At 35.3% G+C, this 12,966-nt stretch carries 14 protein-coding genes; 2 read left to right on the top strand and 12 right to left on the bottom strand.

The features are described 5' to 3' along the window. Positions 1-2: 2 nt before the first annotated feature. The 12 genes from rplP to rpsL form a co-directional block, all read right to left on the bottom strand. The gene (gene rplP / locus DR871_RS15055; protein WP_007803637.1) at positions 3-428 is read right to left on the bottom strand and encodes a 50S ribosomal protein L16; all 426 of its coding nucleotides are present in this window, start codon (positions 426-428) and stop codon (positions 3-5) included. Positions 429-447: 19 nt separating this feature from the next. Continuing rightward, a complete protein-coding gene (gene rpsC, locus DR871_RS15050; RefSeq protein WP_066081035.1) occupies positions 448-1,206 on the bottom strand; it encodes a 30S ribosomal protein S3 in 759 nt (252 codons plus the stop codon). 5 nt (positions 1,207-1,211) lie between these two features. Next, a complete protein-coding gene (gene rplV, locus DR871_RS15045) occupies positions 1,212-1,625 on the bottom strand; it encodes a 50S ribosomal protein L22 (RefSeq protein ID WP_113636701.1) in 414 nt (137 codons plus the stop codon). A 6-nt stretch (positions 1,626-1,631) separates the two neighbouring features. Further along, positions 1,632-1,910, bottom strand: a complete 279-nt coding sequence (rpsS, locus tag DR871_RS15040; protein ID WP_007136562.1) for a 30S ribosomal protein S19 — start codon at positions 1,908-1,910, stop codon at positions 1,632-1,634. Positions 1,911-1,916: 6 nt separating this feature from the next. After that, complete coding sequence (rplB, locus tag DR871_RS15035; RefSeq protein WP_035668122.1) at positions 1,917-2,741, bottom strand: 50S ribosomal protein L2; 825 nt, start codon at positions 2,739-2,741, stop codon at positions 1,917-1,919. Between the two features lie 6 nt (positions 2,742-2,747). Beyond that, entirely contained in the window at positions 2,748-3,038 is a 291-nt protein-coding gene (gene rplW, locus DR871_RS15030; RefSeq protein WP_066081040.1) for a 50S ribosomal protein L23, read from the bottom strand. Between the two features lie 6 nt (positions 3,039-3,044). Further along, the gene (rplD, locus tag DR871_RS15025) at positions 3,045-3,674 is read right to left on the bottom strand and encodes a 50S ribosomal protein L4 (protein ID WP_113666973.1); all 630 of its coding nucleotides are present in this window, start codon (positions 3,672-3,674) and stop codon (positions 3,045-3,047) included. After that, a complete protein-coding gene (gene rplC / locus DR871_RS15020; RefSeq protein WP_113666972.1) occupies positions 3,674-4,291 on the bottom strand; it encodes a 50S ribosomal protein L3 in 618 nt (205 codons plus the stop codon). The genes rplD and rplC overlap by 1 nt, the downstream gene beginning before the upstream one ends. A gap of 154 nt (positions 4,292-4,445) precedes the next feature. Continuing rightward, a complete protein-coding gene (rpsJ, locus tag DR871_RS15015) occupies positions 4,446-4,751 on the bottom strand; it encodes a 30S ribosomal protein S10 (protein ID WP_011963470.1) in 306 nt (101 codons plus the stop codon). An 11-nt stretch (positions 4,752-4,762) separates the two neighbouring features. Then, positions 4,763-6,919, bottom strand: coding sequence for an elongation factor G (fusA, locus tag DR871_RS15010; RefSeq protein WP_113666971.1), 2,157 nt, complete (start codon positions 6,917-6,919; stop codon positions 4,763-4,765). Between the two features lie 10 nt (positions 6,920-6,929). After that, a complete protein-coding gene (gene rpsG / locus DR871_RS15005; RefSeq protein WP_035668130.1) occupies positions 6,930-7,406 on the bottom strand; it encodes a 30S ribosomal protein S7 in 477 nt (158 codons plus the stop codon). Between the two features lie 74 nt (positions 7,407-7,480). After that, on the bottom strand, positions 7,481-7,864 hold the full coding sequence (gene rpsL, locus DR871_RS15000) for a 30S ribosomal protein S12 (RefSeq protein ID WP_007136570.1): 384 nt from the start codon (positions 7,862-7,864) through the stop codon (positions 7,481-7,483). A gap of 180 nt (positions 7,865-8,044) precedes the next feature. Between rpsL and DR871_RS14995 the strand changes: the two genes are divergently transcribed. Continuing rightward, the gene (locus tag DR871_RS14995) at positions 8,045-9,751 is read left to right on the top strand and encodes a BamA/TamA family outer membrane protein (protein ID WP_113666970.1); all 1,707 of its coding nucleotides are present in this window, start codon (positions 8,045-8,047) and stop codon (positions 9,749-9,751) included. A gap of 84 nt (positions 9,752-9,835) precedes the next feature. Then, complete coding sequence (locus DR871_RS14990) at positions 9,836-12,958, top strand: SusC/RagA family TonB-linked outer membrane protein (protein ID WP_113666969.1); 3,123 nt, start codon at positions 9,836-9,838, stop codon at positions 12,956-12,958. Positions 12,959-12,966 lie beyond the last annotated feature (8 nt).

The following is a 12,966-nucleotide window of genomic DNA, read 5'->3' as shown; positions in this document are numbered from 1 at the left end:
AATTATGCTTCGAAATCTCTAGCAACGACGAATTTAGTTTTTACTGGAAGCTTTTGTGCTGCAAGACGTAACGCCTCTTTTGCAACTGACAAAGGTACTCCTCCAACTTCAAACATAATTCTTCCGGGTTTAACAACGGCAGCCCAATACTCAACTGCACCTTTACCTTTACCCATACGTACCTCAAGAGGTTTCTTAGTAATTGGTTTGTCTGGAAATATTTTGATCCATAATTGTCCTTCTCTTTTCATAAAACGAGTTGCAGCAATACGCGCAGCTTCAATTTGACGAGAGGTTAAGAACATTCCATCTTCATGTACAGATTTAATACCAAACATTCCATTAGAAAGTTCATGTCCTCTTTGAGAATTTCCTTTCATTTTACCTTTTTGTACCTTACGGTATTTTGTTCTTTTAGGCTGTAACATTTTTCTTTAGTTTAAAAATTTACTTTCGTTTACGAGCGTCTGGTTTTCCACCTTTGTTAAAAGGTTTTCTGTCTCCTCTTGGAGAATCACCACCTTTACCACCAGCACCAGATTGTTTTTTGTCCATTCCGGCAAGTGGAGAAAGATCTCTCTTTCCGTAAACTTCACCTTTCATGATCCATACTTTGATTCCCATTCTACCGTAAGTAGTATGAGCTTCTGCCAAAGCATAATCAATATCAGCTCTGAAAGTTGATAGAGGAATTCTACCTTCTTTAAAACCTTCCGAACGAGCCATCTCAGCACCATTCAAACGACCAGAAATCAAAACTTTGATACCTTCAGCGTTCATACGCATAGAAGCAGCAATAGCCATTTTGATTGCACGTCTGTAAGAAATTCTACTTTCGATTTGACGACAGATGCTGGTAGCAACTAGATACGCGTCAAGCTCAGGTCTTTTGATTTCAAAGATGTTGATTTGAACCTCTTTGTCAGTAATTTTCTTAAGTTCCTCTTTCAACTTGTCTACCTCTTGGCCACCTTTTCCGATAATAATACCAGGTCTGGCAGTAGTGATAGTAACGGTTACAAGTTTCAAAGTTCTCTCGATAATTACTTTTGATACACTAGCTTTTGATAAACGAGCATGGATATACTTTCTGATTTTATAATCTTCGGCAAGTTTATCACCGTAATCATTTCCACCATACCAGTTTGAGTCCCATCCTCTGATGATACCAAGTCTATTTCCAATTGGATTTGTCTTTTGTCCCATGCTGCTTAAGAATTGCTTTGTGTGTTATTGATAGCCCCAAGCACGATTGTTACGTGGTTAGAACGTTTTCTAATTCTGTGTGCTCTTCCTTGTGGCGCTGGACGAAGTCTTTTCAACATCATTCCACCGTCAACACGGATTTCCTTAACAAATAAACCAGCTTCTTCCATATTAGCGTCAGGGTTTTTAGCTTGCCAGTTAGCAATTACTGATAAAACCAATTTCTCTAATTTTCTTGAAGCTTCTTTAGAACTAAATCTTAAAATGTTAAGTGCTCTTTCTACCTTCTGACCTCTTACTAGATCTGCTACTAAGCGCATTTTTCTAGGTGAAGTAGGGCAGTTATTTAACTTTGCGAAGGCCAAAGACTTATTAGCCTCTTTTCTTGCATCTGCTGTTTCTCTTTTACGAACTCCCATTGCTTCTTATTTTTTACCTTTATTTTTTGCTCCAGCATGACCTCTAAAAGATCTCGTTGGTGAAAATTCTCCTAATTTGTGACCTACCATGTTTTCTGTTACGTAAACTGGTACAAATTGACGACCGTTATGAACTGCGATAGTTTGCCCAACAAAGTCTGGAGTAATCATAGAAGCTCTAGACCAAGTCTTTACCACTCCTTTGTTTCCACCTGCGATGTTTTCTTGAACTTTCTTGTCTAACTTATAATGAACAAAAGGTCCTTTTTTTAATGAACGTGCCATATCTTATTATTTCTTTCTACGTTCTACGATATACTTGTTACTCGGGTTTTTCTTAGAACGAGTTCTATAACCTTTAGCTGGTATTCCATTTCTTGAACGTGGATGTCCACCAGAAGAACGTCCTTCACCACCACCCATTGGGTGATCGACAGGGTTCATTGCAACAGGTCTTGTTCTAGGTCTTCTTCCTAACCATCTTGTTCTACCTGCTTTACCAGATACAACTAATTGGTGGTCTGAATTAGAAACCGCTCCAATTGTAGCCGAACAAGTCAACAAGATCAATCTTGTTTCCCCTGAAGGCATTTTAATTGTAGCATATTTTCCATCTCTTGCCATCAACTGAGCAAATGTTCCAGCAGAACGAGCGATTACAGCTCCTTGACCTGGTCTCAATTCGATACAAGAAATTACAGTTCCAAGTGGAACTCTACTTAAAGGTAAAGTATTACCAATTTCAGGTTGAGATTCTGGACCAGAAACTAATTTCTGACCAACTTTCAATCCGTTTTGAGCAATAACATACGTTTTCTCTCCATCAGCATAAGCTAATAAAGCGATAAATGCAGTACGATTTGGATCATATTCAATTGATTTTACTGTAGCCGGAATTCCTTCTTTTGTACGTTTAAAATCAATAATACGATATCTCTGCTTGTGACCACCACCCGTATAACGCATGGTCATCTTTCCTTGACTATTTCTACCACCAGAGTTTTTTATCGGCGCTATCAAAGAGCGTTCCGGCTTATCAGTTGTAATGGCGTCATAACCATTCACAACTCTAAATCGCTGACCTGGGGTAATAGGTTTTAATTTTCTTACTGACATTTTATCTTAGATATTGTTGTAAAAATCAATTGTTTCTCCTTCTTGTACTTGAACAATTGCTTTTTTGATTGCATTCGTCTTTCCACTGATTAAACCACTTTTAGTGTATTTTGTAGTTCTATCCGGTCTTACGTTCATCGTGTTAACACTCAAAATAGTTACTCCATAAGCAGCTTCAATAGCTTTCTTAATTTGCACTTTGTTTGCTTTTTTGTCAACAACGAATCCGAAGCGGTTTAAAACTTCACTTTCTTTGGTTACTTTTTCCGTTACTATAGGCTTAATTATGATGCTCATATCCTATTATTTACTTAAATTTTCTTCAATTATCTCCAAAGAACTCTCTAAAAGCACTAAATTATTAGCGTTTAATATAGCATAAGTACTTAATTCTAAGCTACTTACCACGCTAGAGCCCTTTAAATTGCGTGACGACAAATATACATTTTTATTCGTATCACCCAATACAAACAGGGATTTTTTATTTTCTAACTCTAAAGCTTTCAAAACGTTAATGAAATTTTTAGTGTTTGGCGTTTCAAATTCAAAGTCTGCAAGAACGATAATATTCGACTCTTTTGCTTTAATTGAGAAAGCAGATTTTCTAGCCAAACGTTTCAAGCTTTTATTCAATTTGAATGAATAACTTCTTGGTCTTGGTCCGAAAACTGTTCCACCACCCTTAAACAATGGATTCTTTGCACTACCCGCACGAGCAGTACCAGTTCCTTTTTGTTTTTTTATCTTACGAGTACTTCCCGCTACTTCAGCTCTTTCTTTAGCTTTGTGCGTCCCTTGTCTTTGATTAGCAAGATATTGCTTAACATCAAGGTATACTGCGTGATTGTTTGGTTCTATACCAAATACTGAATCAGAAAGTTGAACTTTTCTTCCAGTATCTTTTCCGTTGAAATCTAATACTTTTGCTTCCATTACTTCTGAATGATTACATAAGAGTTGTTACATCCAGGAATACATCCTTTTATAACAAGTAGGTTCTTTTCAGCAACTACTTTTAAAACTCTAAGGTTTTGAACTTTTACATTGTCTCCTCCCATACGTCCAGCCATACGCATTCCTTTGAATACTCTAGATGGATAAGAAGAAGCTCCTACAGAACCTGGCGCTCTTAAACGGTTGTGTTGACCGTGAGTTGCTTGACCAACACCACCAAAACCGTGACGTTTTACAACCCCTTGAAAACCTTTACCTTTAGATACACCCTGTACATCTACAAATTCTCCTTCTGAAAAAATAGAAACATCAATTAGATCTCCTAAATTTTGTTCTGTTGCGAAATCTCGGAATTCAACGACTTTTTTCTTAGCTACAGTTCCCGCTTTTTTAAAGTGACCTAAAGCCGCTTTTGTGGAATGTTTCTCGTTTTTGTCATCGAAACCAAGTTGCAACGCTTCGTACCCGTCAACACCTTTGGTTCTGACTTGGGTAACAACACATGGTCCAGCTTCGATTACTGTACAAGGAATATTCTTCCCGTTCTCGTCGAAAATGCTAGTCATGCCGATTTTTTTACCAATTAACCCAGACATAATTATTAATTATTAATTATTAAATATAAATATAGAACGCAGCTTTTAAACGAATCCTATTTTTTTAGTGGGTGCAAATGTATAACTTATTTACACACAAACCAAAAAAATATTTTTCGCTTAAAAACAGCGTTCCTTTTTACTCTTAAACTACTTAAACCTTGATTTCAACTTCAACTCCACTTGGCAATTCAAGTTTCATTAAAGCATCAATAGTTTTAGATGAAGATGAATAAATGTCAATTAATCTCTTGTATGACATTACTTCAAATTGCTCTCTCGCTTTTTTGTTTACGTGTGGAGAACGAAGAACAGTGAAAAGTTTTTTGTGAGTTGGTAATGGAATTGGTCCTGTAACAACTGCACCGGTACTTTTTACCGTTTTTACAATCTTCTCAGCAGACTTGTCTACCAACATGTGATCGTAAGATTTTAATTTTATTCTGATTTTTTGACTCATTTTCTTAAAGATTATGCGTTTCCTTTTGCTTTTTTGATAACTGCTTCTGAAATATTAGAAGGCGTTTCAGAGTAGTGTGAAAATTCCATAGTAGATGTTGCTCTACCTGAAGAAAGCGTTCTTAACGTAGTAACGTATCCAAACATTTCAGATAATGGCACATCTGCCTTAATAGTTTTAGCACCAGCTCTATCACCCATATCATTCACCTGACCTCTACGACGGTTAATATCACCTACGATATCTCCCATGTTTTCTTCTGGTGTAATCACTTCCATTTTCATGATTGGCTCTAATATAACAGCACCAGCTGCTTTAGCTACCTCTCTATAACCCATTCTTGCCGCAAGTTCAAAAGAAAGTGCATCAGAATCCACCGGATGGAAAGATCCGTCTAATAAAGTTACTTTCAAACTATCTACTTGGTATCCGGCTAAAGGACCTGTTTTCATAGCTTCTCTAAACCCTTTTTCAACTGATGGAATATATTCTTTAGGAACGTTACCACCTTTTACTGCATTTACAAACTGCAATCCAACTGGAGCTTTACCGTCAACTTCATCTGCTGGTTCAAGAATAAATACGATATCACCGAATTTACCACGACCCCCAGATTGTTTCTTGTACGTTTCTCTATGTTGTGCTTTCTTAGTAAAAGCTTCTTTATATTCAACTTGAGGCTCACCTTGATTTACTTCAACTTTGAATTCGCGTCTCATTCTATCAACTAAGATATCCAAGTGAAGCTCACCCATACCAGAGATAATAGTTTGACCTGAAGCTTCATCTGTTCTAACTGTAAAAGTAGGATCTTCTTCAGCCAATTTAGCCAAAGCCATACCCATTTTATCTACGTCAGCTTTAGTTTTAGGCTCAATTGCAATACCAATTACCGGCGCAGGGAATTTCATACTTTCTAAGATAATTGGGTTCTTTTCATCACACAATGTATCTCCAGTTTTAATATCTTTAAATCCAACTGCCGCCCCAATATCACCTGCCTCGATATAATCGATTGGGTTTTGTTTGTTAGCGTGCATTTGGTAGATACGAGAAATTCTTTCTTTATTTCCTGAACGTGTGTTCAAAACATAAGAACCAGCATCCAAACGTCCTGAATAAGCACGGAAGAAAGCTAAACGACCTACGAATGGGTCGGTAGCAATTTTAAATGCTAAAGCGGCGAATGGCTCTTTAACATCTGGCTTACGCAAAATTTTAGTTTGATCTTCTTCTAATAAATCAGCATCATCCGGATGAATTCCTTCGATACCATCTTTATCCATTGGAGAAGGCAAATATTTACATACTGCATCTAACATGAATTGAACTCCTTTGTTTTTGAAAGAAGAACCAGCAATCATAGGAATAATAGCCATGTCCATTACAGCTGCTCTTAATGCAATGTTGATTTCTTCCTCTGTAATAGAGTTTTCATCTTCCATGAATTTTTCAAGCAAAGTCTCATCATAATCAGCTACTGCTTCAATAAGAATCGATCTGTATTCTTTAACCTCTTCAAGCATATCTTCTGGGATAGGCACAATATCATATGTTGCTCCTAAACCTTCCTCATGCCATACTATAGCTTGATTTTTAACCAAATCAACAACACCTTTAAAATCATTTTCTTCACCAATTGGCAAAGTGATTGCAACTGCGTTTGATTTCAACATATCTCTTACTTGTTGACAAACCATCAAAAAGTTAGATCCTTGTCTATCCATTTTATTAACGAATCCAATACGTGGAACTCTGTATTGATCTGCTAATCTCCAGTTAGTTTCAGACTGAGGCTCAACACCATCAACAGCACTAAATAAGAAAACCAAACCATCAAGAACACGTAAAGAACGGTTTACTTCAACTGTAAAGTCAACGTGTCCCGGAGTATCGATAATATTGAAGTGATAAGGCAATGTTTCAGGCAAAACTTTACCTTGTGTAGTTGGAAAATTCCATTCACAAGTTGTAGCTGCAGAAGTAATTGTAATACCTCTTTCTTGCTCTTGTGCCATCCAGTCCATTGTTGCAGCACCATCATGTACTTCACCAATTTTATGTGATTTTCCTGTATAGAACAATATACGCTCCGTTGTTGTTGTTTTACCAGCATCAATGTGAGCAGCAATTCCTATGTTTCTTGTATATTTTAAATCTCTAGCCATTTCTTATGAATTAAAATCTAAAGTGAGAGAAAGCTTTATTAGCTTCTGCCATTTTGTGAGTATCCATTCTTTTCTTAACGGCAGCACCTTCTTCTTTAGCCGCAGCCAAACATTCTGAAGCTAACCTTTGAGCCATAGATTTTTCGTTTCTTCTTCTTGAATAAAGAATTAACCATTTCATCGCCATAGAAATTTTTCTATCTGGACGAATTTGCATTGGAATTTGAAATGTAGCTCCACCTACTCTACGACTACGTACTTCTACGTGAGGCATAACATTAGTCAACGCATCTTTCCAAATTTCTAATGATGGTTTCTCAGCATCTTGTTTCTTAGACTCAATGATGTCAATAGCATCATAAAATACTTTAAACGCTGTCGATTTTTTTCCATCCCACATTAAGTTGTTCACAAAACGTGTTACCAGTTGGTCATTAAACCTTGGATCTGGTAAAAGTGGTCTTTTCTTTGCCGCTCTTTTTCTCATGTCTTTTTTTTAATAAAATGTCATAATTATACAGTTGTAATGAATTACATCTCTATAAGAAATAACTTTTTAAATTACTTTTTTGCTTCTTTTGGGCGTTTAGCTCCGTACTTAGATCTTCTTTGCGTTCTTCCTGCTACTCCTGACGTATCAAGCGCACCACGAACGATGTGATATCTAACTCCTGGTAAATCTTTTACCCTTCCACCCCTAACTAATACTATCGAGTGCTCTTGTAAATTGTGTCCTTCACCAGGGATGTAAGCATTCACTTCATTACCATTTGTCAAACGTACACGCGCTACTTTACGCATTGCAGAGTTTGGTTTTTTTGGTGTTGTAGTGTAAACACGCGTACAAACCCCTCTTCTTTGAGGACAAGAATCTAAAGCAACCGATTTACTCTTCTTAGTTATCTGAGTTCTTCCTGTTCTTACTAATTGTTGAATTGTTGGCATAATTAATACTAAAAATTTCTTATTATATTAAATTCCCGCTTTTTACGGGGTTGCAAATGTAGAAAATATTTTTCACTCTACAAACGTTAAACTATTAATTTTCAATAAGATTATTTAATGGTTTGATTTTTATTACAAACCATAGATATTTGCATTACATTTATTTAAATAAATATTCCTTTGAAAACAGCTTTCCTTTTTCTTTTATTTTTGATTTTTGGACAGAATTCTTCTGCTCAAAATTTATACTTACAAATAATTGGAGGCTCCACATCTGAAACAAGAACAATCGACTCGATATCTTACCTTAGAAAACACAAAAACACAAAATCGATTCAGGATGAAATAAGTGAAATATCAAGCAAACTTTCAAAAATAGGATACATTGACAATAACCTTTCTGATCTTCGCAAAGCAAATGACTCGAGTTATGTCACAAAATTAAACTTAGGCAAAAAAATAAAATTTATTCATATATATATAGGTAGCGACGAATTATTAAACAACACCATTACCTTAACCCAAAAAAACAATAATATTGAATTACCGTACCCTGATACAGATTCATTCCTAAAAGAAACAATACAAAAATTAGAACAAAAAGGGTACGCTTTAGCAACACTAAAACTAATAAACATAAAAAGAGACAATAACACTCTGTATGCTGACTTAAAATTCGAATCCAACAAAAAAAGAAAACTCAATTCTCTTATAATCCAATATTCAGATAATACGCAATCCAATAAATTTCCTAAGGGACATTTGACACAAGTAAATAAGAAATATCAAAATAGCATTTTTAACCAAAAAACTGTAGAAGAAATTTACAGTGACTTCAATAAATTTGGATTTGTAAACCAAATAAAATACCCTGAAATTCTATTCACAAACGACACAACAAAAGTTTTCGTGTATCTCGAAAAAAAGAATTCAAATACATTTGATGGGTTCTTAGGCTTCTCGAACGATGTAAACAGCAAATTAACCCTAAATGGATATTTAGATGTGACGCTAGAAAATATTTTAGCTATCGGCGAACAACTTTCAATATTTTGGAAAAGTGACGGCAACGACCAGAAGACTTTTAAAGCACAGATTGAAATTCCTTATTTACTAAAAACCCCAATAGGATTAAAGGCGCAAATTCAATTATTCAGACAAGACACAACTTTTCAAAACACAAAAACAGCCATTGATTTAAGCTACTTTGCCAATTATAACACGAGAATTTATTTGGGATACCAATCTACAGAGTCAAGTGACATACAAAACTCAAACAACAGTTCGATTAGCGATTTCAATAACTCTTACTTAACATCCAGTTTTGAACATACAAAACCAGATAGCAACAATAATATTTTTCCAGTAAAATCAAGATTTTTAACATCCGTAGGAATAGGAAAAAGAAATAGTAACATAAAATTTGAAAACTCAGAAAACAGGCAATTTTTCGTAAACATTCAAGCCACACATACCCTTTATTTGAATAAAAGGAATTCAATAAATCTTAACAGCCAAAATTATTATTTGAGAAGCAGCAATTATATTATTAACGAATTGTTTCGTTTTGGAGGATTCAAAAGCGTTAGAGGATTTACAGAAAATAGCCTTCAAGCCTATTTTATAACATCTATTCTTACAGAATACAGATATATTCTTTCTTCAAATCTTTACATTCATTCCATTCTTGACTATTGCCTTTATAAAAACAAAACTGGTTTAGAAACAAGTGATAAAACCCAAAACTTAATTGGCGTAGGCCTTGGAGTAGGACTACAAACAAAAAATGGATTACTAAAATTAGCCGTAGCAAATGGCACTGCTAAAAATCAGCAATTCAAAATTTCAAAATCACTGGTTCACATAAGCTATAATGTTAAATTCTAGAATTAACATAAATTATCGATTTATATATTAGGAAAGTTAACAAATTATTAAGAAGTTTGCGAGACTAATTCAAAATATTATAAAATGAAACTAAAGTTTAATGGATTCTTAGTACTACTATTAGTACTAGTAGCGCAAATTACTTTTGCGCAAGAAAGAGCTGTTTCAGGTGTTGTTTCTGATAATGCAGGAATGCCTTTACCAGGTGTGAGTGTATTAGTAAAAGGAACACAAACTGGAACACAAACTGATTTTGATGGAAAATTTTCTATCAAAGCAACCCCAAGCCAAGTATTGGTATTTAGCTATATTGGGATGAAAACCCAAGAAATGACAGCTAGTTCATCAACGGTAAATATCAAATTAGCAAACGACGCACTGGAACTTGAAGGAGTTGTAGTGACTGCTTTAGGTATCAAAAGAGAAAAGAAATCTTTAAGCTACGCTGCACAAGAAGTAAAAGGTTCTACATTGAACGAAGGAGGCTCTAACAATGCTGTTTCTGCCTTATCAGGAAACGTTGCGGGCTTACAAGTAACTGCTCCATCTACAATGGGAGGATCTACAAGAATCGTACTTAGAGGTATTGGATCGGTAACCGGAGAAAATAGACCTTTAATTGTAATTGATGGTATCCCATTAGACAATGGTAATTACAACACTGCAAACACGCAAAGAGGAGCAGGTGGTAGAGATTACGGTGATGCATCAGCAGACATTAACCCTGATGATATTGAATCAGTAACGGTATTAAAAGGAGGTCCTGCAGCAGCTCTTTACGGAAGTAGAGCAGGTAACGGAGCTATTTTATACACAACAAAATCTGGAAAAAGAGGTAGTGGAAAATCTGAAATATCATTTACCACTGGTATCACATTTGAAAATGCTTACATTGCTCCAAAACTACAAAATCAATATGGCGGTGGTAGTTCAACTACTTTTGAAAATCAAGTAATTAATGGTAAAACATACAATTTAGCTGATTATGCCACAGATGAAAGCTGGGGACCTAAATATGACCCAACATTATTGTATTTGCCTTGGAATGCATTTGATCCAGAATTTGCTAATGATTATTTAAAAGAAAAGGCTTGGATTGCACCTAAAAATGGTGTTGAATCATTCTTTAATACGGGAATTACAAGAAATAATTCATTGTCATTTACCAAATCAAACCAAGATTCAGGTGTAAGATTCTCTTATGCTAATCAAAAAACTGAAGGTATAGTTCCAAATTCTTCTTTAACAAAAAATACATTTTCTATCAATGCTAACTCAAAATTAAGTGAAAAACTTAAAGTTGAAGGTATGGTTACGTATGTTCAAACAAGAGGTTTTAACAGACCTGAAGTTGGTTATGGAGATAATGGTTTAGCTCAAAAATTCTATCAGTGGAGCCAAAGACAATTAGATTACAATGAATTGAAAGATTACAAATTATCTGATGGATCACAAAGATCGTGGAACAGAATCGCTTGGGACGATGCAACTCCTAATTATTCTGATAATCCATATTGGATTATCAACGAAAACACATCAGCTGATACAAGAAACAGATTATATGGAAATGGGAAAATCACTTATAACTTTACTCCAGATTTTTATGCTGTTGGTAACGTTTACGGAGATACTTATTCTTTAAACATCAATGAAAGAGTTGCAATAGGTTCTCAAGCTACTTCTAGCTTCGCTACTAGTGCCAGAACATTGACTGATTTCAATTATGAAGGTCGTTTACATTACGATAAAAAATTCGATAAATTCAGTTTAAACTCGTTTGCTGGTGTTAACAGAAGAAGTTACAATTTATCAAGAGTTTCTGGAGCTACAGTTGGTGGATTAGTCCTTCCTAACATCTACAACTTATCAAACAGTGCGACTGCTGCGCAAGCAACAAATTACGAAGAAAAAACTAGAACAAATAGTGTTTACGGCTTCCTTTCGTTAGGTTATGATGACTTTCTATTTTTAGAAGCTACTGATAGAAACGACTGGTTTAGTACTGTAAATGAAGGCGTAAATTACGCTTCATTAACTGGAAGTTTCATTTTTTCAGAATTAACAGATTTATCTTGGTTAAACTACGGTAAAATTAGAGGAGGTTGGGCTCAAGCAGGAAATGCAACTACTCCTTACAGATTATCTTTCGATGGTGTATCTGACACACCTTTTCAAGGTGATATTAGATATAGCCAACCAAACTCAGCTTCTAATCCTAATTTAAAACCTGAGTTAAAAACTACTAAAGAGGTAGGTTTAGAATTAAGTTTATTCAACAGAAGAGTTGGATTAGATGTTTCTTACTACGATGTAGTTACAACAGATTTAATAACACCGGTTCAAGGTGACGCTTCCATGGGATTTACTTCGTCTTTAAGAAATGCAGGTAAATTACAAAACAAAGGTTTTGAGGCTACAGTAACGCTTAACCCCGTAAGAACGGAAGATTTTACATGGGATATCACTTGGAACTTTGCTAAAAACAACAACAAACTAATTGAATTAGCTCCAGGACTGAATGAATTAATCATTGGTTCAGCTCCATTCCAAGCTACTTTATTAGCTGTAACCGGACAACCTTACGGTCAGATTTACGGAACTGATTTTACTTATGATGACAACGGAAACAAAGTTGTAGATAGTGACGGTGCATACATTCCTACAACAAGAAAATCTTTAGGTACAATCATTCCGGAATATAACATGGGTATAAGAAACTCATTCAAATACAAGAACTTAAATTTCGGCTTCTTAATTGACATACAAAAAGGCGGTAGTTACTTCTCTACTACACACATGTGGGGTTCTTATTCAGGTTTGTTAGAAGCGACAGCTGCTAACGATATTCGTGAAAATGGAATAATAGTAGACGCTGTTTACGAAGATGGTAGTAAAAACACATCAGTATTACCTGGACAAGCATGGGCTCAACAACATTATGGCCTTGATGCTATGAATGTATTTGATGCCAGTTATGTAAAATTAAGAGAGGTTACTCTTGGTTACACTTTACCTAAAAAAATCATCGGAGATTTCGGTGACTTAAGGTTCTCTCTTTTTGCAAGAAATTTATTTGCATGGGGCTTAGATTGGAAGGGAATGGATCCAGAGATGGCTTCTTATGGTAGTGGCAACACTCAAGGTCTTGAAGGAGGCTCATTACCATCAACTAGAACATACGGAATGAATCTAGAATTTAAATTCTAAAAAAAAAA

Origin of the sequence: Flavobacterium petrolei (assembly GCF_003314435.2) — a bacterium.
GTDB lineage: Bacteria > Bacteroidota > Bacteroidia > Flavobacteriales > Flavobacteriaceae > Flavobacterium > Flavobacterium petrolei.
The sequence above is the reverse complement of the archived record's forward strand: the minus strand, read 5'-3'. Positions and strand labels throughout refer to the sequence as shown.